General features: G+C 50.6%; 18 protein-coding genes. 15 read left to right on the top strand and 3 right to left on the bottom strand.

What is annotated here, in order from left to right; genetic code table 11:
- Positions 1-160 precede the first annotated feature (160 nt).
- The 7 genes from JET16_RS30950 to JET16_RS23705 all read left to right on the top strand — a co-directional run bounded on the left by JET16_RS30950 (position 161) and on the right by JET16_RS23705 (position 10,857).
- Positions 161-3,565 (top strand): CBM35 domain-containing protein, encoded by a 3,405-nt coding sequence (locus JET16_RS30950; protein ID WP_199621212.1) that lies wholly within the window; start codon positions 161-163, stop codon positions 3,563-3,565.
- A 373-nt stretch (positions 3,566-3,938) separates the two neighbouring features.
- Positions 3,939-6,140 carry an alpha-galactosidase gene (locus JET16_RS23730; RefSeq protein ID WP_199621209.1) on the top strand — a complete coding sequence of 734 codons (2,202 nt, stop codon included), beginning with the start codon at positions 3,939-3,941 and terminating at the stop codon, positions 6,138-6,140.
- A 238-nt stretch (positions 6,141-6,378) separates the two neighbouring features.
- The gene (locus JET16_RS23725) at positions 6,379-6,657 is read left to right on the top strand and encodes a hypothetical protein (protein ID WP_199621206.1); all 279 of its coding nucleotides are present in this window, start codon (positions 6,379-6,381) and stop codon (positions 6,655-6,657) included.
- Between the two features lie 6 nt (positions 6,658-6,663).
- Entirely contained in the window at positions 6,664-7,404 is a 741-nt protein-coding gene (locus JET16_RS23720; protein WP_199621203.1) for a VOC family protein, read from the top strand.
- Between the two features lie 330 nt (positions 7,405-7,734).
- Positions 7,735-8,130: a VOC family protein gene (locus tag JET16_RS23715; protein ID WP_199621200.1), complete on the top strand. Its 396-nt coding sequence runs from the start codon at positions 7,735-7,737 to the stop codon at positions 8,128-8,130.
- A 618-nt stretch (positions 8,131-8,748) separates the two neighbouring features.
- Positions 8,749-9,279 carry a CDP-diacylglycerol--glycerol-3-phosphate 3-phosphatidyltransferase gene (pgsA, locus tag JET16_RS23710; RefSeq protein WP_199621197.1) on the top strand — a complete coding sequence of 177 codons (531 nt, stop codon included), beginning with the start codon at positions 8,749-8,751 and terminating at the stop codon, positions 9,277-9,279.
- Positions 9,280-9,303: 24 nt separating this feature from the next.
- Positions 9,304-10,857: an NAD(P)H-hydrate dehydratase gene (locus JET16_RS23705; protein WP_199621195.1), complete on the top strand. Its 1,554-nt coding sequence runs from the start codon at positions 9,304-9,306 to the stop codon at positions 10,855-10,857.
- Here the strand turns inward: JET16_RS23705 and JET16_RS23700 are convergent.
- Complete coding sequence (locus JET16_RS23700) at positions 10,852-11,865, bottom strand: zinc-dependent alcohol dehydrogenase family protein (protein ID WP_199621192.1); 1,014 nt, start codon at positions 11,863-11,865, stop codon at positions 10,852-10,854. The two genes, JET16_RS23705 and JET16_RS23700, sit on opposite strands and share 6 nt — an antisense overlap.
- 117 nt (positions 11,866-11,982) lie before the next feature.
- Between JET16_RS23700 and JET16_RS23695 the strand changes: the two genes are divergently transcribed.
- The 8 genes from JET16_RS23695 (at position 11,983) to JET16_RS23660 (ending at position 22,801) form a co-directional block, all read left to right on the top strand.
- Complete coding sequence (locus tag JET16_RS23695) at positions 11,983-12,369, top strand: winged helix-turn-helix transcriptional regulator (protein ID WP_199621189.1); 387 nt, start codon at positions 11,983-11,985, stop codon at positions 12,367-12,369.
- 106 nt (positions 12,370-12,475) lie between these two features.
- On the top strand, positions 12,476-12,955 hold the full coding sequence (locus JET16_RS23690; RefSeq protein WP_199621186.1) for an effector binding domain-containing protein: 480 nt from the start codon (positions 12,476-12,478) through the stop codon (positions 12,953-12,955).
- Between the two features lie 148 nt (positions 12,956-13,103).
- Positions 13,104-15,488: a helix-turn-helix domain-containing protein gene (locus tag JET16_RS23685; protein WP_199621183.1), complete on the top strand. Its 2,385-nt coding sequence runs from the start codon at positions 13,104-13,106 to the stop codon at positions 15,486-15,488.
- Positions 15,489-15,662: 174 nt separating this feature from the next.
- On the top strand, positions 15,663-17,333 hold the full coding sequence (locus JET16_RS23680) for an extracellular solute-binding protein (protein ID WP_325176765.1): 1,671 nt from the start codon (positions 15,663-15,665) through the stop codon (positions 17,331-17,333).
- Positions 17,334-17,351: 18 nt separating this feature from the next.
- The gene (locus JET16_RS23675; protein WP_199621181.1) at positions 17,352-18,317 is read left to right on the top strand and encodes an ABC transporter permease; all 966 of its coding nucleotides are present in this window, start codon (positions 17,352-17,354) and stop codon (positions 18,315-18,317) included.
- 54 nt (positions 18,318-18,371) lie between these two features.
- Positions 18,372-19,250 (top strand): carbohydrate ABC transporter permease, encoded by an 879-nt coding sequence (locus tag JET16_RS23670; protein ID WP_199621179.1) that lies wholly within the window; start codon positions 18,372-18,374, stop codon positions 19,248-19,250.
- A gap of 379 nt (positions 19,251-19,629) precedes the next feature.
- The gene (locus JET16_RS23665) at positions 19,630-21,114 is read left to right on the top strand and encodes an alanine/glycine:cation symporter family protein (protein ID WP_199621176.1); all 1,485 of its coding nucleotides are present in this window, start codon (positions 19,630-19,632) and stop codon (positions 21,112-21,114) included.
- Between the two features lie 712 nt (positions 21,115-21,826).
- Positions 21,827-22,801 carry a S8 family peptidase gene (locus tag JET16_RS23660; RefSeq protein ID WP_199621173.1) on the top strand — a complete coding sequence of 325 codons (975 nt, stop codon included), beginning with the start codon at positions 21,827-21,829 and terminating at the stop codon, positions 22,799-22,801.
- A 366-nt stretch (positions 22,802-23,167) separates the two neighbouring features.
- Here JET16_RS23660 and JET16_RS23655 read toward each other — a convergent pair whose 3' ends face one another.
- Positions 23,168-24,199, bottom strand: coding sequence for a glycoside hydrolase family 88/105 protein (locus JET16_RS23655; RefSeq protein WP_199621170.1), 1,032 nt, complete (start codon positions 24,197-24,199; stop codon positions 23,168-23,170).
- A gap of 28 nt (positions 24,200-24,227) precedes the next feature.
- Entirely contained in the window at positions 24,228-25,067 is an 840-nt protein-coding gene (locus JET16_RS23650) for a carbohydrate ABC transporter permease (protein WP_199621168.1), read from the bottom strand.
- Positions 25,068-25,069 lie beyond the last annotated feature (2 nt).

Genomic DNA, 25,069 nt, shown 5'->3' with positions numbered 1-25,069 from the left:
GCAACCAAATTGTTATGGAGGTGAGGCCAAGTCCACAAATCTAAGACATTGAATCGCCAACCGGCGAAATACCGTCATAGTGCTCATGATCAATCCGACAACTAAGGTGAACTCCTGTAGAGTTACAGCGAAAAGGGTCAATTATAAGGAGGAAATTTTAATGGATTACTTTAAAAAAGGAAGCCACGGTAGAACGATTCTTTTCAGTATTCTTTGTTTCATGGTAGCAATGACAGGTTTTATCGGATTTGGGCCTGTTGAGACAGCAAGAGCGGAAATTTCTCCGTTGATCACGTCGTACAAACCGCAGGTGGTGAACACCGATGTCGAGGCTTCCTATACGGATGCTAACGGGAATACGATTACGGCCACCATCCACCATCCGGGCATTGCAATGAGACAGGTGGATTTGGACAATATGCGTGATCATGTAAGAGCAGGGGATGAGCCCTGGAATACGGCATTTAACGCTTTTGCCAGCGACTCTCAATCCAGTAAAGACCCACGCATATATTACGAAGAAGGAAATGACATCTTCATCAATATTCGCGGTCCTTGGCCTGAAACGGTAGACGGCGTATATTATGAAAATCCCAGCGAATATGCAACAACGCGCGCGAATACGGATGCTAAAACGGCTTTTCATCAAGCCATTATGTGGTATATTACCGGTGATGAAACGTATCGTTCGAAAGCGATGTATATCATAAGAGCTTATTCCGGCATCCAGTCTGTTGTTGAGCATACGAATTTTCGCCTTGCAACGGTGACGTATTTGTTGGCGGCAGCGGCAGAAATTTTGCGTTATTCCGATACGCCAACGGAAAGTGAGAAATGGACGGAAAGCGATACTCAGAATCTGACCAATATGATGGATCTTTGCTCGGTCACTTATAACGCGCATTCTTTTTTCATGAACCAGCACCAGTTTACCGTGATGGGAACGATAGGAAGAGCCATCTTCACCAATGACCTGGAACTGTATGCGGAGGCCGTAGAAGCGGCGACAGTGAATGCACAAGGCAATGATGGAGGAAGAAATGGTTCGATCAAGCATCAGATGCGATGGATGACGGAAAATGAAATGACAGGAGAACCGCTCGACCCGTCGGATTACCATGTGCAGTTAGTAGAAATGGGACGCGATCAGGGACATACGTACGCCGATATCGCCGGACTGTCTACATTGGCGCAAACCATCAATGCCCAAGGCACGAAGGTTGACCCGGTAACCGGAGCGATGTCTACTGCCGCTAATGCGGTGAATGCATTCAATTTCCTCGATGACCGCTTGCTGGAAGGGACGACTTATGCTCTAAAATATCATCTGGGGTATGAAGTGTTATGGACGCCTGCATGGGCAAACCAAAGCAGCACTATTCAATATTTTGAGAAGATCAACCCATGGCCGGGCAGGGGTAGATTCGATCCTTACTTAAGTGTTTTGTACAATTATTACAAATATATTGATCCACAGGATATGACCCAGGAAAAATATAAATACTTAGCCTATGCTTACGAGACGAGAATGCCGGAAGTCTCCGGGAAGGACTATCCGCTTGCGACTTTGTTGTACACACCGGATGCAGCCAAGGCCGACGGGTTGAGCAACAGGATCGTCTTGGGCAAGGTTTCAGGACTGACAGCGTCCAAAGCAGATTCGAATGCGATAAACTTGAGCTGGACGGCCGTACCGGATGCATTGGGCTACAACATTTACAGAACTACGTCGCCAGACTCGGGCTTTACAAAAATTACAGATGCGCCAGTTACTGGCACATCATATACAGACGCGGGACTTACTCTAAATACGAGTTACTATTATAAGGTAGAGGTCGCTGGAGGATCGATGTCAGGGCAGCTTGTGGCTGAGCTTGCGCAGGGGGGAGAGCTGCTCGTGCAAGCGTATTATGAAGCAGAAGATGCTGAATTAAGCGGTGCCAAGGTAGTAAACGATAGTTCGTATTCAGGAACAGGGTACGCAGACTATGTCAATGACAGCGGGGATTATGTGGAATGGACGGTAAATGCAAGCGAAGCCGGAACTTATACGCTCACCTTCGGCTATGTCAACGGCAGCACCTCGGATCGTCCACTTGAAATCAAGGTGAATGGAAATGTAGTCGACAGCAGCTTGTCTTTCCCGCCGACAGGCGACTGGAGCACAATATCGACGGTAAGGGTTGCAGCTTCTTTGAACGCTGGAAATAATACCGTGCGAGCAACCGCAATCGGATCCAGCGGCGGCAATGTGGATTATTTAGTTCTGGGTTCTTACACCGAAGGCCCCACGGTACCGGCCAATCTGTCCGCTGCGGCCGTTTCCAGCAGCCAAATCGACTTGACTTGGGATGCCTCAACAGATAGTGAGGGCGTTGACGGCTATAAGGTGTACCGTGACGGCGTGGAAGTCGGGTCTTCGACGACGACGTCTTACAGCGACACCGGAATTGCCGCATATACGGCTTACAACTACACGGTAAAAGCGTATGACGCCGCAGGAAACTTGTCAATGGCGAGCAATACCGCAACTGCGACAACGTTGATGGACCCCTCATGGATTTATGAAGCAGAAGATGCTGTATTAAGCGGTGCCATGGTAGTAACCGATAGTTCGTATTCAGGAACAGGGTATGTAGACTACGTTAATGCTAGCGGGGATTATGTGGAATGGACGGTAAATGCAAGCGCAGCCGGAACTTATACGCTCACCTTCGGCTATGTCAACGGCAGCACCTCGGATCGCCCACTGGAAATCAAGGTGAATGGAAATGTAGTCGACAGCAGCTTGTCCTTCCCGCCGACAGGCGACTGGAGCACAATATCGACGGTAAGTGTTACAGCTTCTTTGAACGCTGGAGATAATACGGTGCGAGCAACCGCAATCGGATACAGCGGCGGTAATGTGGATTATTTGGCTTCTTACACCGAAGCCCCGACGGCACCGGCCAATCTGTCTGCTACGGCCGTTTCCAGCAGCCAAATCGACTTGACTTGGGATGCCTCAACGGATAATGGGGGCGTTGCCGGCTATAAGGTGTACCGTGACGGCGTGGAAGTCGGGTCTTCGACGACGACGTCTTACAGCGATACCGGACTTGCCGCATCAACGGCTTACAACTACACGGTAAAAGCGTATGACGCCGAAGGAAACTTGTCAAAGGCGAGCATTACCGCAACTGCGACAACGTTTTATGAAGCAGAAGATGCAGTATTAAGCGGAGCCGTTGTATCGAACCAGAATTCCGGGTATTCAGGAACAGGGTATGCAGACTATACCAATGCAAGCGGAGATTATGTGGAATGGACGGTAAATGCAAGCACAGCCGGAACTTATACGATCACCATCGGTTATGCCAACGGCGGCAGCACGGATCGTCCACTGGAAATCAAGGTGAATGGAAATGTAGTCGTCAGCAGCTTGTCCTTTCCGCCAACAGGCAGCTGGAGCACATGGTCGACGGTAAGTTTTACTGCTTCTTTGAACGCTGGAAATAATACCGTTCGAGCAACCGCAATCGGATCAAGCGGCGGCAATGTGGATTATTTAGTTCTGGGGAATTAGTCTTCCGACACCGTGATTCGATTACGAAATAACGGATTAAGCCGCAGGAGCCTCTTGTATTGAGAGGCTCTTTCGGAAGTTGTCGGGAGGTACTTGCCGTTATACTAGAACGGAACGGCTCATCCAGGAGCGCGTTGAACGCCGCTTCCCTGTATCGCCATATGCCCAGAACGGGTTGGGATCGACGTTCAACGCTGACGCTATGATTATGTTACAGGGGATATTATTATTAAAGCGGTTAATGTGCTGGATCGGGATGTGACAGCCAATATTGTTCCTGAAGATGCACAGGCGGTACATCCTGTCGCAACTCCGACTCAACAGTTTATAAGATTAGCGTATCAAGTACAATACTTAGGGAGGATTAGGTAAAATGACGATTCATTACGACGAAAAGAGCCGAATATTTCACTTAACGACCAAGAATACTAGCTATGTGCTGCAAATTGTACGGGAAGGATATGTAACGCATCGCTATTGGGGTAAGAGGGTCAACAGGTTTCGAGATTCAAGGCCGATTGTTTTTAAGGGCCGTCCACTATCGCCTAACCCGGACGGGGATTGGAATTTTTCGTTAGATATGCTGCCGCAGGAGTATCCGAGCTTCGGTACGGGCGATTTCCGCACACCGGCGTTTCAGATCAGTCAGGAGGACGGCTCGACGACATGCGATTTGCGGTTTCATTCCTATCGGATCGTGCAAGGGAAGCCAAAGCTGGAAGGGCTTCCCGCCACATATACGGAAAGCGATGATGAAGCCGAAACGCTGGAAATCGAACTCAGGGACACTCTGTTGGATATTCACGTGATTCTTTCGTACACCGTATTTCATCAATGGGACGCGATGACGCGTTCCGTCAGATTCGTCAACAAGGACCAAATAAAGGTGAAGCTACTTCAGGCGGCAAGTCTAAGTATGGACTTCGACGATGCGGATTATGACATGCTTCACCTCTCCGGAGCATGGGCGAACGAACGAAATATGTACCGGAGACCGTTGTTTCCGGGGAACCAGTCCGTCGAGAGCAAGCGGGGAGCAAGCAGCCCGCAGCACAACCCCTTCCTTGCGCTCATGCGGAAGGAAGCTGGCGAGCAGGCGGGGGAAGTGTACGGCTTCAGTCTCGTATACAGCGGGAACTTCATTGCGAACGTGGAAGTGGACCAATACGATACGACGCGTGTCGTTATGGGGATTAACCCGTTTGACTTTTCTTGGCTTTTGGAGCCGGGTGAAGCCTTTCAGACGCCGGAGGCGGTGATGGTATACTCGGACGAGGGGTTGGGAGGGATGTCCCGGATATACCACAGACTCTATCGTTCCCGATTGTGCAGAGGGGAGTATCGGGATAAGGAAAGACCTGTGCTTGTCAACAACTGGGAAGGTACCTACTTTAACTTCACGGCGGATAAGATCGAGCAGATCGCAGCCAAAGGGAGTGAGCTTGGCATCGAGTTGCTAGTATTGGACGACGGTTGGTTCGGCAAACGAAACGACGACAAAAGCTCGCTTGGCGATTGGTTCGTTTACCGGGAGAAGCTTCCGGGCGGTCTGGATAATTTGGCAGAACGGATCAATAAGCTCGGCTTGCAATTCGGCTTGTGGTTCGAGCCGGAGATGGTCTCCGAGGATAGCGAGCTCTACCGGAAACATCCGGATTGGTGCATCCATGTCAAAGGGCGGCACCGTACGTTGAGCCGGAGCCAGTTGATTCTCGATTTTTCGCGGCAGGAAGTATGCGATGCAATTGTGGAGCAGCTGTCGGACATTCTAGGAAGTACGCCGATTGCGTATGTGAAATGGGATATGAACCGGCATATGACCGAGGTCGGTTCCGAAGCGCTTCCTTCGGAGCGCCAACGCGAGACGGCCCACCGGTATATGCTTGGGGTATATCAGGTGATGGAGCGGCTGACAACGGCCTTCCCTCATGTTCTGTTCGAGAGCTGCTCCAGCGGCGGCGGACGGTTTGACCCCGGCATCCTTTATTACATGCCTCAGACATGGGCCAGCGATAACACGGATGCGATCAGCAGGCTGAAGATTCAATACGGAACCAGCATCGTCTACCCGGTCAGCACGATCGGGGCGCATGTATCGGATGTTCCGAATCACATGGTCGGGCGAGTAACGTCGCTGGAGACGCGGGGGAATGTAGCGTTCTTTGGCGCGTTCGGTTACGAGCTGGATTTGACCCGGTTCACCGAACAGGATATGGGTATCGCTAAAGGACAAGTCGCATGGTTTAAGGAAGTGCGGAAATTGATCCAATTCGGCGACTTGTATCGTCTGCTGAGTCCGTTTGAGGGGAACGAAGCGGCATGGATGATCGTATCGGATAATCGCTCCGAAGCCATCGTTTTCTACTGCAAGGTGTTGGAGCAGCCGAATTCGGGGTTTCGTTCGGTCCGGTTGCAAGGACTGAACTCGGACGCGGATTATGAACTGGTCGAGAGCGGGGAAACGTTCGGCGGCGACGAGTTGATGGCGGTAGGGCTTCGTGTGCCGGCGAAGCGCGGGGATTTCAATAGCCATATATGGCGGCTGCGGACGATGGACGCAAAAAGTAATAGATAATTAGTGGAAGCCCGGACCGAATAACGGTTCGGGTTTTTCGTAGGGAAGATAACGAGCATGCTGCCAATTAGCAGCTATAAGCGGCTCTTTGGTGCATCTTGGCATCCTCCATACTCAGGCGGACTTCATTTTAACCAATCCCCAGGTTTTTTATATTGACAACCAACTCGAAAAATAGAAAGCTTATAAATTACGGTTATGTGTCTGCGCGTGGTAATAGGATGAAGGTATTCTCAAGATGGTATTGCGGTCGTATTATCGTCGGCTTTCAATTAAATGGAAGCTAATCTGGATATTAACCGGGATTATTTTATTCGTCTTTCTGCTTTCCATGGCCGCGTTAAGTCTGGCTTTCAACCTGTATGACCGGCAACTGCTCAATATTTCTTCCGATTTATTAAACCTGGATTCAACGAACATCGAAAACGAACTGAGAAAAATCATACCGTCGGCGAATGATCGTTATACGCTGATGGTTCCCGTCATGACTCATACATTTGAAAGAATAAGGGAGTAGATTTTCATGGCAGATGCAGGACCGAAGCTGCACATCATTTCGCTTCATGAGATGTTTGTGCCCGTGCGCGATGCAGGCAAATCGGCGGATTGGTATAAGCGGCATTTTCGATTCCAAGAGATTGCAAGAACCGCCGGGCAAGTCACATTGCGTCTGGAGGAAGGGGCTTCATTGGTTTTGGTGGAGTCGGAGCGGCTGAACACCTATGAATGCAACCCGTTTCATCTTAAATGTAACGATGCCCGCAAGGCCCACGCCGAATTGGACAAAAGCGATGTCTTCGCGACGGAGCCGGTGAACTGGCACCATTACGTCGATTTCGGCTTTAAAGATCCCGACGGTAACCGGGTTGGCGTGATCAGCGATCCGGCATGGGCGCCGCATCCGAACAACTATTTTCGGCTTGACGGAATATTCCTTGGAGCCGCGTCATTCGATTCGACGCTGGCGTGGTTTCAGGACGTGTTGGGGACGGAAATTGAGTACGATTTTACGGTGGAGACCCCGTCTTCTCCGGAAGCGCGTATGTGCTGCCTCCGCGGTGTTCCGGTCACGGTTTTCGACTCTCCGGCTTCCGTTGTCCACGGCAGATATTGTGATTTCCTGACAAGCGACGCACGGGCGGATTATGAATACTTATTGGAAAAAGGCGTCGCGGTTACTGATTTTTCGGAAACGGACGGTTTGCGTACATTCGCGTTTGTTGATCCTGAAGGCCGGGAATTCGGCTTGATCGAACGCCGGTAGGAAACAATTGATGTTACCATATTCAACGGAGCTCCATTATTTTTTGTCGAATCAAGTGGTAATTGGAATTTCAAAGACGTAAATGGGAATGAGTGTGCGATTTTATCCTTTCGAGTTGATGACGCTGAAAAATTACATAGGGTTCTGTCAAATAATAGCGTAATTGTTGAAGATCAGGTGCGAACAAATGGAATAGGAAAAGAATTCTGGTTCATGGACTCGAGTGGGAATAGATTGTTGGCAACTCAAAGAATGTAAGGAGAATAGCAAGTTCATAGTTAGAATTTACCGCCTAATCAAAATTAGCTTTCTTAATAAGGAGCGGATTAGATGTCGAATCATGAAGTGAAAGCAAAAATTGAAAACAGTCTGACGGTGCTGTTGGTTTCCGACTTTGAAAAGTCCAAATCCTACTATCAAAATGTGCTAGGGTGCGATGTTAACGAGTGGTGGGCGGTTCGAGACAATTTTGGCCTTGGTTTCAAGTTAATTCAGGCTGACGACCCCGCTGATGTCAAGCCGAACAAAAACACATGGAATACTTACGCATATGTAAAGACGCACAAGGAATTGGATGCTCTATACGAAGAGTTTAAAGCGAATGGAGCGTTCATTGCGCAGGAACCGGAGCTAACCGAGCACGACTGGGGCGCATGGAAAGAGTTCTCGGTTAAAGACCCTGACGGATATGTTATCGGATTTGGATCGGGACTTAAAGATTCATAATACGGCTCATGGGAATATGGCCGATACAAGGACGAGAACCTGTCGCAAGACGGGTTTTTGTTATTAGGGCGTGGCTTGAGGGAGAATTACAGAAAGGTGAGACAAATCCGTTCCGACTCACTTGCGTGCACTATACCCATGGTTCAGATAAACCGAATGACCGATTGGATCATGACCACTATTTCGACTCCCGTCAGCAGGGCCTAAAAATATTTGGCGTGGCGGCCGCTCCGTCCCAATTCTAACACTCTTGCGCGCACTATCCTTCTGGTTCAGATAATGCAAGCCTAGCAACTACCCTCCCCCTCGTTCAGAAAAAGGCAATGGCCGCAGCCGACACGAAGGAAGTATGGAAAAAAAGCCAGGATCTAGTTTCTCCTAGCCTCATAGGACAGATTGCGCAAAGAGCGTCCATGATCGAAAAGTTGTGATATGACTATATTAATTTACAAATATGAGTAAACGGGATAGTGTGCGCAAGTGGATCCAAAACGGTCACTCATCCTTGAATGTATTTTGCAGAAGTTTCTTTTCTATGTTTTACGTGGAAGGAACCTGAGGAATACGGCGCGAAATAATCAATAAGAACGGCAGATACGCCGATTAGGGAGGACACCGATGAATCTTGCTAATAAGATCACCGTTGCAAGGATATTATTGATTCCTTTATTAATCCTGCTTTTCCCGACAAACCCGTATTATGCGGCAGCGGTGTTCCTCCTTGCATCCGCCACAGATAAATTAGACGGCTATATTGCCCGAAAATACAATCAAATTACGAACCTGGGCAAGCTGCTCGATCCTTTGGCGGATAAATTGCTTATTTCAACGGCGCTCATTCTCATGGTTAGCCAGCAGTGGCTACCGGCCTGGATTGCTATGGTCATAATAAGTAGAGAAATCATTATAACTGCTATTAGGCTTGTCGCTTCATCCCGAAAAATTGCTTTGCAAGCTGACCGCTACGGCAAGATTAAGATGGCATTTCAAGTTGCGGCAGTTGCAGCGATGCTATTGAGTAACGGCCATTCAAACATCACGTCGGGCGTCCAGATAGATCAAATACTAATGTACATTGCACTGATCATTACCGTGTATTCGGGCTATAACTACATAAGAAATAACTATCGTTCGTTGAAACTCGTTTAGCGGATTCAAGCGGGGAGGATGAGTATGTACATAGTCACGTCGGAGGAAATGCGCCGCATCGACCGGGCGGCTATCGAACAAATCGGCATCCCTGCCCTCGTGCTGATGGAGAATGCAGGACGGGCGGTAGCCGAGGAAGTTATCGCGCTGGTCAAGAATGCTCCGGCAGGTTCAGCTATGAAACGGTGGCTTATTCTGGCTGGCAAAGGCAACAACGGAGCGGACGGTGTCGTCGCGGCCAGGCACTTGGCGGAAGCGGGTTATGAGCCGTTCGTACTGTATGCCGCCTCTCCCGCAATGTTTGCCGGAGAGGCGGCGGTGCAGCGCGATATCGCAACGCGGCTCGGACTGCCGTCTGCCGCTTGCGGACCCGGAAGCGGAACAATCGACTGGGGCCGATTCGACGGCATTATCGACGCGTTGCTAGGCACGGGAACCCGCGGTGCGCCGCAAGGCGTCTACGCCGAGCTGATCCGCCAAGCAAACAACAGCGATCTGCCGATCGTCTCCGTCGACATCCCGAGCGGGCTTGACGCAGACACCGGCGAAATCAACGACCCATGTATAAGAGCAGTGCGTACGGTAGCGCTCGCGTTTACCAAGCGTGGTCTCGTGCAGCACCCTGGAGCGGGGATCGCCGGCGAGGTTGTCGTTCGGTCGATCGGCATCCCCGCTGCGCTGGCTAAAAGTGGCGGAGTACGTACATACGAGCTCAATGAGCGGACTTTGCGCGAATGCCTCGGCGTCGATCCGGAGCGGACCCGGTTGGAAGACACGCATAAGGGTACTTACGGCCACGTGTTGATCACCGCCGGCAGCCGCCCGATGAGCGGGGCGGGCTTGCTGAGCGCCCGGGCGGCGCTGCGCGGCGGCTGCGGTCTCGTCACGTGGGCGGTGCCCGACCGGCTCGTCGATCCGTTATCGGGTCGCTTCCCCGAGGCGATGCTTGCCGGTTTGCCGGACGGAGGCACTTGCGAGTGGAGCAAAGTCGCACCCGGAGACGTGGCTCGGATCACCGCCGGTAAAGACGCGCTCGTGATCGGGCCTGGTCTCGGACGCTGGGACGGAGGCACTGCCTGGCTGCGCGAGCTGTGGACGGCCGCCGACGGAAGCGTGCCGCTTGTCGTGGACGCCGACGCCCTTAACCTGATGGCGGACGCGCCAGATTTCGCAGAGTGGCCGCGGCGGCAAAGCATGCCGGTGTTCACGCCGCACCCGGGGGAAATGGCCCGCCTTGCAGGCATCCCCGTGAAAGAGGTTCAACGGGACCGAATCAGCGCAGCACGCAATTATGCCGTTCAACATGGCGTAACTCTCGTGTTGAAGGGAGCCCGAACCGTGGTGGCGACGCCGGCAGGCGATGTGTACGTCAACAGTACTGGGAACGCAGGGATGGCCACCGCCGGAGCGGGAGACGTGCTCGCCGGACTTATAGGCGGCTTATGCGCGCAAGGCCTGTCCGCCGAGCAAGCCGCAGCCTTCGGCGTTTGGCTGCACGGAGCGGCGGGAGCCCGGGCCGCAGCACGAAGGACGGCACCGGCTTCTCTAATTGCCGGCGATATCGTCGAAGAGTTATAGCGTAATGCATACTTTTCCGAAATGAGTTCCCTTTGCCATGTAATTCAGCGCTTCAACGGACTTGTCGAACGGGAAAATACGGCCGATGACGGGGCGCAGTTTGTTATGGGTGATCGCTCGGTTCATCGCTTCGAACATGTCGCGGTTGCCGACGTTGATTCCTTGAAGTCGAATTCTTTTCTGAAAGGTCGGAATTAAATTCACTCCCTCCACTGTCGGGCCCGATAAGATTCCAACCAAGCTAATGCGGCCGCCGATCCGGACGGCGGCAATCGAGCGGTTCAGCGTGGATGCGCCGCCGAGATCCACCACATGGTCCGCTCCGCGTCCGTTCGTCCATTCGAGCACCGCTTTGTCCCAATCCGGGATTTGCCGGTAGTTGATGCCGTAAGAGGCGCCGAGCTGCTTGGCCCGTTCCAGCTTCTCGTCGCTGCTTGAAGTAACAATCACGCTGGCGCCGTGAAGCTTGGCGAATTGCAGCGCGAACAACGCGACGCCGCCGGTTCCTTGGACGACGACGGTGTCGCCGGCTTTCACTTTGCCTTCCGTAACGATCGCCTGCCAAGCCGTCACTCCCGCGCAAGGGAGAGCCGCGGCTTCTTCATCCGTCAAGTGCTCCGGTACTCGAACAAGACCGTCTTCATGCAAAACGGCAAATTCCGCAAGCATACCGTCCAACGGGCCGCCAAGCAATCCGTGCAGCCACGCTTCGGTCGGTTCGCCGGAAATCCACTTCTGTGAGAAAGTGCCGCTTACACGGTCGCCGACCTGAAACCGGGACGTCTGTTCACCTGTCGCGACAACCTCGCCGACGCCGTCGGAGACCGGGATGAGCGGCAGCTTCAGATTCGGATAATAAAACCCGTCGATAACGCCCAGATCTCTGCTGTTGAGCGATACCGCGCGCATTTTGACCAACACTTCGCCTTGTCCGGGAACGGGAACCGGCCTCTCCGTCATTACGATATGATCGAGGCCGAAGCCGTTTCGGATTTCGAATGCTTTCATATTTCCATCTCTCCTCATATAAGTGATAGACATACAATAATACACGCACTAAGATTAGGTAAGAAGGCACTTTCGGGTGCAATACGAACCTAAAGGTGCGCAGGAGGAGCGGTTCATATGACGAAATCCAAAAAACTAAAACCCGATCTTTCAATAGAAGAATGTGCGTACCGGCGAGTTCTCGAGATCATTTCCAACAAGTGGACGGTTCTAGTCATTACCGCGTTGGCAAACGGGAGCATGCGTTACGGGGAAGTGAGGAGGCGCATCTTCGGCATTTCCCAGAAGATGTTGACCCAAACGCTTCGCCATCTGGAACGAGAAGGCCTCGTCAAGCGCGACGTTCACCCGTCGGTACCTCCAACCGTCGATTATACTTTGACCCCGTTGGGTGAAACGTTAGTTCCGCTTTTGCATCAGATGAAGGAGTGGGCAGACGGTTATTATCCGCTTGTCGAACAGGCAAGAAGAGATTACGACCGTGAGGATGAATCGGCAAACTAACTGGTAATCGTTCGGATAAATTTTTTCGAAAAACATGGGAGAATCGGCTGCCGGTTAGCATCAGACTAAATAGATGTTAATTTTGGTGCAAAGAGGTGTATTTTCTATGCTGGAAAACATGAAACCGTACATTGTTAAACATGATGAGATGAAGCTGATCGGCATCCCTTGCATCGGCTTGAACGAGATGGGGAGCAAATATCGGCACGCCAAAGAAGGGCTTCTGTCGGCAAGCAAATATTTGCCCAATGTTGTCAACCGGAATGTGCACTATGGAGTGTGCCCTCAAACGGAGTCGCAAGACAATCCGGAAACTCATGCCTATTTACTGTGTGTGGAAGTGGATTCTTTTGAAGGTATTCCCGAGTGGTTTTTTAAAACCGTATTGCCGCAGCGTGAATATGTTGCCGTCGCAAATAACGAAGGCAATTGGGACGAAGCCGGTTCAATCATCGATCGGTATGTGCAGGAGAAGGGGCTGAAAATTGGAGCAGGCAGCGCATTGTACATCATCGGCGAAAGATACAGGTATGAGGAGGAAGGCTTCGCCAGATATGCACCCATTGTACCCGGTGTGTCCGCATAAGACGAAACTATTGCTCGAAGGATCAGGCCGCAGCTGCGGCCTGGTCCTTTTGTTCGATGAAGAGGGGATTCGGAGGCAAGCGCGAATACAAATGTTTAGGCGAGTCTGGTAAAAAATTACTTTATAATGCTTCGGGAGGCGAAATCTATTGTTTCTAGGCAAGCTCCGCTTCAACCGCCACAGCATTTTATTGACTTGGTTTATCACCTATATGTGCATCCTGTTTCTCCCCATCGGGATGAGTATTATCGTATACATCGAATCCAGCCGTACGCTTGAGGCCGAAATACACGAAGCGAACAAATCCCTGCTGAAGCAGCTGCGTGAAACGATGGACAACCAGTTCCAGGCAATGGAACGGTTAAATCTCGAGCTGACATGGAATGTCCGGGTACGCGAATTGTTATATTCCAATAAGTATGAAACGTATCCGAACGAATTCCGCTATGATTTGCATATGATTACGCAGGATTTGAAGCTGTTCCAAACCGCTTATACCTCGATCGATCATTTCTATATTTATTACGCACCGGACAATATCGTCATCCAGCCGAATGTTTATCGGGAGGGGCGGTTCGCCTATCAATTGACGCACAAAACCGATTCCTTCAGGTACGAGCAATGGCTCTCCGTCGTAGAGCGAAAAGATGCCAAAGGTTTTATTCCGATGACGCGGATCGATGACGACGGCAAAATTCACCGAACCGCCGCTTATATCAGCTCCTATGAATCAGACAAAGGAACGCCTGTCGCCACGAACGTCATTATGATCGATAACCGGAGAATATTCCATGCGATCGAAAATATGGAGCTGTTCAATCAGGGCCACGTCGGTATTTTGAATGAAGACAACCAACTCCTCGTTACCAATTCTTCGGATACGTGGATTGATGATTTTCCTTTCGGGAAACTGGACCGTTCCTCGGGTTTTTTCTATATTGTTCAGGGAGGTCGGAAATACGAGGTATTCTATCTGTCATCGAAACATTCTCCGTTGAAATACGTTTCAGTCATACCCAGCAGCCTGTATTGGGAAAAGGCGGAACGGATCCGGAAACTGACTTATATGAGCATAGGCATCAGCCTGCTAGGCGGCATGGTATTATCGTACTTCTTTCTCAGGAGAAACTATAATCCGGTCCGCAGGCTCGTTCAGACTTTTTCCGGCAAGTCCCACATCGGAACCACCGTTCCGGACAACGAATTCCATTACCTTCAGTACGCAGTGGATACCACATTGTCCGAAATGGAAAAAATAGCGCTTCAAATCGATCAGCAGCATCATCTGCTGCAAGCGAATTTTATTGCCAAGCTGCTAAAGGGAAGGCTTGACCGCCGGATTCCGTTCGATGAAGCGTTGACTACCCACCGTATCCGGTTTCAGTCCAATGCCTTCGCCGTTCTATTGATGTATGTCGAGGAAAGCGAGCCTTTCTTCGAGCGCTATGAAGGGATGCAAGCGGACGAGGTGCTGAAGCTGCTGCATTTTATCATCACGAATGTGGTGGAGGAGCTGGCGGCGCAGCAGTACCAGGGATACGTGACGGAGATTGGCGATTCCATGGTGTGCCTGATCAATTTCAGCCGTTCCGAAGAAGATGAACGTATGGCCGACTTGCTCCGCATTGCAAGGGAAGCGCAATCTTTCCTTCGGTCGAAGTTCGGCATATATTTGACCTTATCCGTCAGCGCAATCCACGAGGGTGTCGAGGACATCCCGCAGGCATACGTGGAGGCGCTGGATGCGATGGAGTACAAGCTTGTCATGGGAGCCAAAGAAATTCTAAGCTACGAGCAGATTCGCAAAGAAGCGGACGACGACGCGGAAGCCGGCTATTATTATTATCCGATCCAAGTCGAACAGCAGCTGATGAATTACGTGAAAATCGGCGACTTCGATAAAGCGAAGCAGACGCTTGAAGAGGTTATCGAACGCAATTTCCGGCCGCCGGTCGTCTCCGTCCCGATTGCACGTTGCCTGATGCTCAATATGGTAAGCACTTTGATCAAAACGATAAGTGAAATCGGCGATGTGCAGGAAAGCTTCCTCATCCGGAACCCGAAAAAAATCGAACGCCTGACTGCGTGCGACACGGTGCATGAGATGCAAGCCCAGATGACGGAAATGCTTCGTTTGGTTTGCGAGTTTACCTCGTCGAAGAGGCAGTTGAATATTCAACAGTCCAAGAAGCGCGCTCTGGATGAGCTGGTGCGGTCCGTTACCGTCTTTATTACGGAAAACTATCATGATCCAAACCTGAATATTTCAATGATCGGAGACCGGTTCGGAATGAAGGCGACTTATTTGTCCAAGCTGTTCAAAGATCACAATGGCGAAGGGCTGCTTGATTTCATTAATAAAACAAGGGTCGAACAGGCGAAGAAGCTGATCTCCGGAAGCGATAATGATAAAAGTCTCAACCACATCGCCGGCAATGTCGGATTTAACGACGTCAATGCTCTAATACGTACATTCAAGAAATATGAAGGGATCACGCCGGGAAAATATAAAGAGTTGTTGGGCGAAGAATAGCCGTGGATATTTTCAAGATTGATTTGGATATTTTCAATATCCGGATTTCGAAATTCGCGATCGAAATGGAGGTTTTGCGGATCGATATTTTGTAAGCGTTGCCATAAAGTGTGGGCAAGCGGCAAATCATCATACGATGCCGGCTTTGACGGAACAATAAAGGAGGCAATTATTGTGGAACGCTTAAAGAGGAAGTATTGGTCTTGCATCATGCTAGTCATTCTATTGATGAGTTCACTGGTTATGGCCTGTTCTTCCGAAACGCCAACGGACAATACCGCTGAAAATGAACCGCCTGCGCAGTCAAATGCAGACAATGGCGCGGATGAAACAGGATCGGAAAGCGGCGAAACGGTTTATCCGATTAAAACCGACAAGAAATTGAAGTATTGGGGTGAACTGCCGGGCAACCTGACCGGCGTCAAATCTTCTCATGACGACGTGCCTTTCTTCCAGGAATGGCAAAAGAAAACAGGCGTACAGCTGGAGTTTACGGCGCCGCCGACGAACCAGGGGAAAGAAACGCTTAACGTCATGCTCGCTTCCGGCGACCTTCCGGATATGATCGAATACAATTTCCTCAGTTTCCCGGGCGGGCCGGAGAAAGCGATTAGTGACGGTTATATTTTGAAGTTGAACGATCTCATCGATAAGCACGCGCCCAATCTGAAGAAGTATCTGCAGGAGCATCCGGAAATCGACAAAATGGTGAAGACGGACAGCGGCAGCTATTACTCCTTCCCGTTTATTCGGGGGGACGACTCTTTGCGCGTATACCAAGGCCCGATCGTCCGAAAGGACTGGCTGGACGAGCTAGGTCTTCCGATCCCGGAAACGATTGACGATTGGACGGCGATGCTGACCGCCTTTAAGGAGAAGAAAGGCGCTGCAGCCCCGTTTGCGGTCAACAGCAAGCCGAGAATATTGAACGATTTCAACAGCGGGGCGTTCTCCGGCGCGTACGGCGTTGCCCGAACGTTCTATCTCGAGAACGGCGAGATCAAATTCGGCCCGGCTGAGGAAGGGTACAAGCAATTTCTGGCCTTGTTCCGCGACTGGTACGCCAAAGGCTTAATCGATAAGAACATCGCAACGCTGGACAGCAAAGCGATGGATGCGAACATGGCCACCGGTGCAACCGGCGCTACGGTAGGCAATGCGGGGGGAGGCATCGGCAAATGGCAGCCGATGGTGTCGGAGCATGATCCGGATGCTGTCCTCGTGGCCGCTCCATACCCGGTGCTGAACAAAGGCGACGTCTCGAAATTCGGCCAGAAGGAGTTTCCTTTCTCAACCGGCGGAATGGTCGCCATCACGACCATGTCGAAAGACCCCGAGCTCGCCGCCAAGCTGCTGGACTACGGCTACAGCGAAGAAGGCCGTATGTTCTTTAATTTCGGCACTGAAGGCGTCAGCTACAATATGGTGGACGGTTACCCGAAATATACCGATCTCATCATGAAAAACCCGGATAAGCTGGCTCCGGCCCAATCCATGTCATTGTACATCCGGGGCAATTATAACGGACCGTTCGTTCAGGACAAGAGGTATCTCGAGCAATATTTGGCTTTGGATACGCAGCGGGAAGCGGTGCAAATCTGGCAGAAGACCGATATCGATAAACACCAGCTGCCGCCGATCACGCCGACGCCGGAAGAAAGCTCCGAATATGCGAAAATTATGACCGACATTAATACGCTGGTGGATGAAATGACATTAAAGATCATTCTTGGTACCGATCCGGTCGACAGCTTCGAAGGCTATGTCGCTAAGATGAAATCGTTGAAGCTGGACCGCGCGATTGAAATTCAGAAGGCGGCATTGGACCGGTACAACAGCCGTTAACGGGAAGGAGAGCGGCGAATGGAAAAATCAGCGCCGGCAGCGAAAGCTGCCGGAACGGTTGTACTAAATACGCCCAGCTTCAAGAGACGGTTCATCCGGGATTTTATATTGAATAAATATTTATACCTCATGATGATTCCCGTTATTGCGTATTATGTCATCTTTCATTACGCACCTATGTACGGGGCGATCATCGCCTTCAAGGACTATACCCCAATGAAAGGGGTGCTCGGCAGCGACTGGGTCGGGTTCAAGCATTTCCAAGATTTTTTCGGCAGCTTTTACTTTTGGCGCATTTTGAAGAACACGCTGCTGATAAGCATCTATTCTCTGCTTTTTGAATTTCCGGCGCCCATATTGCTGGCCCTGCTTATCAACGAAGTAAGGCACCAGTTGTTTAAACGCGTCGTACAGACAATTACTTATATGCCGTATTTTATTTCCCTTGTCGTCATCTGCGGCATGATTACGGACTTTACGAACAGTGACGGTCTGATTAATACGTTGCTGACGCAATTCGGTTACGACGGACAGGCCATGCTTCAGAAACCGGGGCTGTTCAGGCCGATCTACATTTTATCTGAAATTTGGCAGAAGATCGGTTGGGAATCGATTATATACATTGCGGCGCTTATGAGCATCGATCAAGAGCAGTACGAAGCGGCTCGCATGGACGGAGCAGGGCGGATCAAGCAAATGCTTTACATTACCCTGCCTGGAATTATGCCGGTCATTACGATCTTGTTTATATTGCGTATGGGCAATCTGTTGAATGTGGGTTTTGAGAAAATCATCCTGCTCTACAATCCGGTGACGTATGAAACGGCGGATGTCATTTCCTCTTTCGTTTACCGGGTCGGCTTGTTGGAGTTCGGCTGGAGCTTCAGCTCGGCGGTTGGTCTGTTTAACTCCGTGATTAACCTCATTCTGCTCATTTCCGCGAACTATATCAGCCGTAAGGTGAACGAGAGCAGTTTATGGTAAAGAGGCAACCGAAGGTTGTCCGCGCAGGTAGCACCGAAGCAAGGAGGAGCTAAGATGAACCATACCGGTTTCGGCGACAGATTGTTTGACGTTCTGATCTATACGGTTCTCACAGCCTTAATGATCGTTACGTTATACCCGCTGCTTTATGTGACATTCGCATCGTTTAGCGAACCGGGCCAGCTCATCGCCCATAAAGGAGCGCTGCTCAGACCGCTTGGATTCAGTCTCGAGGCCTACAAGAGCGTCTTTAAAAATCCGGGCATCCTGACCGGGTACCGCAACACTCTGTTCATTCTGGTTGTCGGCGTTACGATCAATCTGTTCATGACATCTCTAGGAGCCTATGTCCTTTCCCGGAAACAGGTCATGTGGAATAAGCTGTTTATTTTCTTTATCGTGTTTACGATGTTTTTCCACGGCGGCCTCATTCCGTTCTATCTGGTCGTCAAAGGTGTCGGCCTCATCGATAACTTGCTCGCGACGATCATTCCGTTTGCCATTAACACGTTCAATCTGATTATTATGCGGACGGCGTTTATGGCGGTGCCTGACAGTCTGGAAGAATCGGCGAAGATGGACGGCGCCAATCATTTCACTATTTTGTTCCGCATTATTTTGCCGCTGTCGATGCCTGTGATCGCGGTCATGATTTTGTATTATGCGGTGGAGAAATGGAACGGCTGGTTCTATGCTTCGATCTTTATTAAGGACCGCGATTTATTCCCGCTTCAGCTGACGCTTCGGGAAATTTTGATCGCCAATTCGACGGACAGCATGGCCGAGGGTGCCGCCGCCGCCGACCGCCACCAAATCGGGGAGACGATTAAATACGCGACGATCATGGTGGCTTCGGTTCCGATTCTTTGTGTCTATCCGTTCGTGCAGAAATATTTTGTTAAAGGTGTAATGATCGGAGCGTTAAAGGGGTGACACCTGCTGAAATCGCGTTTCGCTAAGAAAATTTAAAGTAAATGAAATAACCCAGACCACCGTAGTCTGGGTTATTTCCGTTAAGGAAAATCGTCAACATGGCACATATCGGCTAATGATAACGCTTTCAATTTCCGTTTTATCTTGTTACAATGTGAAAGGATATAGGTATTCCGTCGCCAGCTTGCCGCTTTAGATCTAACTTATGGAATTACAACGTGATTTAAATTTACATATATATAACATCAACATTACTTTTTGATTGACATAATTCGCTTCATTTGCAATATATTATAGAAGTTGATCTTAATATATAATATATTGTAGTTATGTGATTTGGATCACGGAATGTTATTTTACATTTAATGGGAGGTATATAATGGAGGCATTTGTGAATTGGTTAAACGGGATCATTTGGAGTCAAGCATTAATCTATCTTTGTTTAGGGGCCGGATTGTTCTTTACGATTGCGACCCGGTTCCTGCAGGTGAGGTACATCAAGCATATGATGGCGTTGATGTTCCAAGGCAGGAGCTCCGACGCCGGGGTCTCCTCTTTCCAAGCGTTATCGATAGCGCTCGCGGGCCGGGTGGGCACGGGCAATATCGCGGGGGTGGCGACCGCGATCGCGATGGGAGGACCGGGGGCGGTTTTCTGGATGTGGCTGATCGCCTTCTTGGGCGCCGGCTCCGCGTTCGTTGAAGCCGCTCTTGGGCAAGTATATAAAATCAAACAAGACGGACAGTACCGCGGAGGGCCAGCCTATTATATCGAGAAAGGTCTTAGACTCAAGTGGTACGCCGTGTTATTTGCGTTCGTTACGGTCATAGCGATGGGTGTACTTCTGCCTGGCGTGCAGGCGAACAGCATCGGCGCGGGAATGCAGAACGCGTTCGGTATCAATCCCGCGATTACCGGCATCGGGCTCGTCGTCATTCTCGCTGCCATTATTTTCGGCGGCGTGAAACGCATCGCGAAAGTCGCTCAGTTCGCGGTGCCGTTTATGGCCGTAGGGTATATTTTGATTGCGATCCTGATTATCTTGGTGAATATTTCGGAACTGCCGGCCATGATCGCTCTTATCTTCAGAAGCGCGTTCGGTGCGGATGCAGCCTTCGGAGGCATCCTCGGAGCGGCGATCAGCTGGGGGGTCAAACGCGGCATTTACTCGAACGAGGCCGGCCAAGGCACGGCGCCGCATGCCGCCGCGGCCGCCGAGGTATCGCATCCTGCGAAGCAGGGACTCGTACAGGCCTTCTCGGTTTATATCGACACATTGTTCGTTTGTTCGGCGACCGCATTTATGATTCTTATTACCGGCATGTACAATGTAACGCCGGAAGGGGCGGCTCCGATCGTCAACAATCTGGGAGACGTCAAAGCGGGTCCGGAGTATACGCAGAAGGCGGTTGAAACGCTGTTCCCCGGTTTCGGACCGGCGTTTGTAGCCGTTGCGCTGCTGTTCTTTGCCTTTACGACTATTATGGCATATTACTATCAGGCCGAGACAAATCTCGCGTATCTCAATCGCAAGAAGAGACGTATCTGGTCCGAGTACCTGTTGAAAATTGCGGTGCTGGGGATCGTCTTTTACGGCTCCGTGAAAACAGCCGATCTCGCTTGGGGCTTGGGCGATATCGGCGTAGGCAGCATGGCGTGGCTGAACATCATCGCGATCCTCCTTCTGACAAAGCCTGCATTAAAAATATTGAAGGATTATGAAAGACAGCGTAAAGAGGGAATAGACCCTGTATTCGACCCGGTGCAGGCCGGCATACCGGACGCTGAATTCTGGTCGAAAGAATATCAGCCGGAACTACCTGTCGATCCTCAACGGAATCAAGATAAAACGTTCTCGGTATAAAATGTTGTCGCCATTAGCGGCAATAATTGCCGCTGCAGAACAACGATTGCTGATTCGATGCGTGCAGCGGTAGAAGATACCGCTGCATTTCAGAACTTCGAAGGAATAAGGTGGTTAGGTACATTGTAGAGGTAAAAGTTGCCGCTGGAGTGCCGCCGATTGCGGATTCTTGTATACAGCGGTAAAAAATACCGCTCCACTGCTCCATCGCTCGTTCGCCCCGAACACCTGCAAGATGCCATATCCTTTATTCATGAGCCCTGATCTTGCGAATGGATGATATAGAGAAACCCAGGCCTGAATAGGTCTGGGTTTCTCTCCGCTCACTCAAGGAATTAGGCAGCTTAATAGCAAGAAGTTTCTTCCGACGGCGAATTTATTGATCCAACCGGAGCGGTATTCTTTCTCCTGCGCGTCCGATGGAATGGAAAAAGTTGCTGTTCTGGACATCCGGATTCATCCATTATATGGTTAAGTTGACAATTCGCTGGCTTGGGGAAGACGGCTATTACGCTAAAAGGAGTAGGGAATGAGAATGTAAGAGTACAGGATAGAGAAGAAGATGCCTGAATTAAGAAGAATCATTAGAATGGAGCGAAAAGGGAAATAGATGAAGATTAGCAAATTTGTATGTATCGCTGCCTGGCCGAAACTGGTAGAATTATGATACGCCGCTTAAGCTGCGCCAATATCTTTTTGGGAGGTAGTTCAAATGATGCCCAAAGTGAAGGTGTACCCGTATAGCGTTATCGAGCAGGCGGAGGAGGTTAATGAAGTTCCCAATGGGGTAGAGATGATTCAAGCCCCGAAAATATGGAGCCAAACGAAAGGCAAGGGTGTAACGGTCGCCATCTTGGATACCGGCTGCGATATCACGCACCCGGATCTCAAAGACCGGATCGTCGGCGGCAAAAATTTCACGGACGATGACTGCGGGAACCCAGAAATGTACATCGATTACAATGGCCACGGCACTCATGTCGCAGGGACGATCGCGGCATCGCAGAACGGTTCGGGCGTCGTGGGGGTAGCCCCTGAGGCGAACCTGCTCATCGTTAAAGTTCTTGACAAGAACGGTTCCGGAGAATACGAATGGATCATTAACGGGATTTACTATGCAATCGAGCAGAAAGCGGATATAATCTCAATGTCGCTAGGCGGTCCTGCAGACGTTCCTGAACTGCACGAAGCGATTCAGAAAGCCGTCGCCTCTGACATCCTTGTCATTTGCGCGGCCGGAAACGCCGGTGACGGCGACGAATCGACGAACGAATTCGATTATCCCGGCGCCTATAACGAAGTGATTAGCGTAGGCGCAATCGACCTGGAAAGACGGTCATCGCGCTTTTCGAATTCAAACAACGAGATAGATCTGGTCGGACCCGGGGAGAATATTTTGTCCACATACTTGAACGGGAAATACGCCGCTTTTAGCGGGACCTCCATGGCAACGCCGCACGTTTCCGGAGCGATGGCTCTCATTAAGGTTATTGCCAATACAAGCTTCGAACGGAATATGACGGAAAGCGAGCTTTACGCCCAATTGACAAAACGAACGGTACCGTTAGGGTATTCTCAGAAGCTTGTAGGGAACGGGCTGATTTATTTGACGGTATTGGAGACGCTGGCGGAAATATTCGATCAGCGGTTTGCCGCCGAATTGTTGGGCAAAGAATCATGTTTGTAGGAATATTTACAGGACCACCCGCTCAAAGGGTGGTCCTGTGACTTTGTTGCAGAGATTGAATAGAGTCGCATTTGGAAAAGGTTTGTACGCAAATGGTGCTTGGACTGCCGAAATTTTAGTGTTTGCCTTCGGTCCGAATTCATTATGGCGAAACATTGTTCATAAACCGTTGTTCGGGCGACAATTTGTGAACACAAGATTGCCATAATCGCCGCGAACTAATACACTTGAACGAAATTAAGGCAATCCGGTAGCCGATCATAGACATCGTATTGCCATAATGATCTGTAGCTCCTGTTAGCTGAGCCGGCATGCCCTCAGTAATGTGCTTATTGCGCACAGTTCACCGTGTCACCGCTCGATGGATCAATACGGATTATGTTTCACCTTCAGTACTTCCGATAAGAACGCCAGCGTCAACCCTTGTCCCCAGCCTTGGATACGCTTGTCCGGCACGTTCTTGTAGCCTTCGGCGTCCTTCATGACGGCCGTGCCCGCCGACACGCCGGTCACGGCGCCGTCTTCGGTAATCCGCGCGAGAATGCCGTCAATCGAGCGCTGCGTATACTTGTTGTAGATACGCCCTTTGGTAAGCAATGCGGTGGCGATGCCAGCGGAACCGGACGTTTCCAACGGCGAAGACGGATCGTCCAACACCGTGTGCCACAAGCCCGAATCGTTCTGAAGACGGACGAGCGCACTTAGCTGGTCGCGCAGCGAGCCTTCGATGATCATGAACGACGGGTGGGTGACCGGCACGATCTCCAGCGCCCGCGCCATCGTCAAGGCGGCCCAAGCGTTACCGCGCGCCCAGTGGATGCCGGACATGTGATTCCGGTTTATATTGTCCCATCCGTGATAGTACAAATTGGTTACCGGGTCCTGCAGCACATTCTCGTGCCCGTGATACTGCTTTAACCCGTCCTCGAAATAGTCGCTCCGGTCCAACAGCTTCCCGATCCGAAGCAGAAAGTAGCCGGCCATAAACATCGTGTCCACCCAAGCTTGTTCCGGGAAGTTGTACGTTTCCGAATTCACGGTATGCTGCAGTATACCGTCCCCGAACCGTTCCGCGTCATGCAATAAGAACTCGGCCATCTCCGTAGCGGTTTCGATGTAACGCTCATCCTTCGTTGCTCCATATAAGGTCATGAGGGAGTGGCCGATCGAGACGCCGTTTACCGACAGCTTCGGAAGCCCGTCCTCCATGTTTTCGTCTACCCAAGCTTTCAGACGGTCCAAATATTCCGCTTTTCCGGTGGCCGCATACGCTTCGCACACGCCGTAGAATGCGACGCCGCCGGGCCAGTCCCAGCTGAAGTCCATCCGGAAAGTACGGTCCACGATCCGGTCGATGACGTTGAGGATCCGGTTTTCATCAATTACGAGCGCAGGCATGAGTTGTTCTCCTTTCAACATACAAAAACTAACCTTTCAAACCGCTGGTGCTGATGCCTTCGACGATATATTTTTGGAAGAAGAAGAAGATCAGGAATACGGGAAGCAGCGTGACGACCGACATGGCAAACATCGCTCCCCAGTTGGAAATCGTTTCATTGTCCAAAAACATCTTCAGCGCCATGGACACCGGATATTTCGAAGGACTGTTCAAGTACAGCACGGGACCGAGCAGATCGTCCCACTTCCAATAAAACGAGAATATGGCAGCCGTAGCGACAGCAGGCATGATGAGCGGCAATATAATTTGATAAAACAATCGGAATTTGTTGCAGCCGTCGATATGCGCGGCTTCATCCATCTCGACGGGAATCGTGCGGATGAATTGGATCATCAGGAAAATAAAAAACGCATGCCCGAAATAAGTCGGTATTACGAGCGGTTTGATCGAGTTCAGCCAACCCAGCTTGCTGAACAGCACATATTGCGGAATCATGGTAACTTCCCAAGGCAGCATCATCGTAAGCATCAGGATGGAGAACCAGAACGCTTTCCCGGCGAATTTAAGCCGTGCGAAGCCGAATGCGACAAGCGCTGAAGACAAAACGGCGCCTATCGTCGATAATACGACGATCACCAGGGAATTTTTGATAAATACGGCAAAGCTCCGGCCGCCGATTCCCGCCCAACCGATCGTATAATTGTCCCAAACCCACGGATTGGGAATCAATGAATTCGCCGTCAGAAAGATTGTATCGCTTGGTTTAAACGAGCTCATAATAAGCCAGATGACGGGGTACAGCATCAAGAGGCAGAAGCCGGCCACAAACAGATGGTAGATGCCCCACTTCACGGATTTCAAGCCCATGA

Origin of the sequence: Paenibacillus alkalitolerans, assembly GCF_016482785.1 — a bacterium.
Taxonomy (GTDB): Bacteria; Bacillota; Bacilli; order Paenibacillales; family YIM-B00363; genus Paenibacillus_AE; species Paenibacillus_AE alkalitolerans.
The sequence above is the reverse complement of the archived record's forward strand: the minus strand, read 5'-3'. Positions and strand labels throughout refer to the sequence as shown.

What these genes read in the sequence shown, in the direction of transcription:
- JET16_RS23670 (WP_199621179.1), top strand. Translation starts at nt 18,372, where the DNA reads ATGAACCATACCGGTTTCGGCGACAGATTGTTTGACGTTCTGATCTAT.
- JET16_RS30950 (WP_199621212.1), top strand. Translation starts at nt 161, where the DNA reads ATGGATTACTTTAAAAAAGGAAGCCACGGTAGAACGATTCTTTTCAGT.
- pgsA (WP_199621197.1), top strand. Translation starts at nt 8,749, where the DNA reads ATGAATCTTGCTAATAAGATCACCGTTGCAAGGATATTATTGATTCCT.
- JET16_RS23650 (WP_199621168.1), bottom strand. Translation starts at nt 25,067, where the DNA reads ATGGGCTTGAAATCCGTGAAGTGGGGCATCTACCATCTGTTTGTGGCC.
- JET16_RS23720 (WP_199621203.1), top strand. Translation starts at nt 6,664, where the DNA reads ATGGCAGATGCAGGACCGAAGCTGCACATCATTTCGCTTCATGAGATG.
- JET16_RS23725 (WP_199621206.1), top strand. Translation starts at nt 6,379, where the DNA reads ATGGTATTGCGGTCGTATTATCGTCGGCTTTCAATTAAATGGAAGCTA.
- JET16_RS23730 (WP_199621209.1), top strand. Translation starts at nt 3,939, where the DNA reads ATGACGATTCATTACGACGAAAAGAGCCGAATATTTCACTTAACGACC.
- JET16_RS23675 (WP_199621181.1), top strand. Translation starts at nt 17,352, where the DNA reads ATGGAAAAATCAGCGCCGGCAGCGAAAGCTGCCGGAACGGTTGTACTA.
- JET16_RS23705 (WP_199621195.1), top strand. Translation starts at nt 9,304, where the DNA reads ATGTACATAGTCACGTCGGAGGAAATGCGCCGCATCGACCGGGCGGCT.
- JET16_RS23695 (WP_199621189.1), top strand. Translation starts at nt 11,983, where the DNA reads ATGACGAAATCCAAAAAACTAAAACCCGATCTTTCAATAGAAGAATGT.
- JET16_RS23690 (WP_199621186.1), top strand. Translation starts at nt 12,476, where the DNA reads ATGCTGGAAAACATGAAACCGTACATTGTTAAACATGATGAGATGAAG.
- JET16_RS23655 (WP_199621170.1), bottom strand. Translation starts at nt 24,199, where the DNA reads ATGCCTGCGCTCGTAATTGATGAAAACCGGATCCTCAACGTCATCGAC.
- JET16_RS23715 (WP_199621200.1), top strand. Translation starts at nt 7,735, where the DNA reads ATGTCGAATCATGAAGTGAAAGCAAAAATTGAAAACAGTCTGACGGTG.
- JET16_RS23700 (WP_199621192.1), bottom strand. Translation starts at nt 11,865, where the DNA reads ATGAAAGCATTCGAAATCCGAAACGGCTTCGGCCTCGATCATATCGTA.
- JET16_RS23665 (WP_199621176.1), top strand. Translation starts at nt 19,630, where the DNA reads ATGGAGGCATTTGTGAATTGGTTAAACGGGATCATTTGGAGTCAAGCA.
- JET16_RS23660 (WP_199621173.1), top strand. Translation starts at nt 21,827, where the DNA reads ATGATGCCCAAAGTGAAGGTGTACCCGTATAGCGTTATCGAGCAGGCG.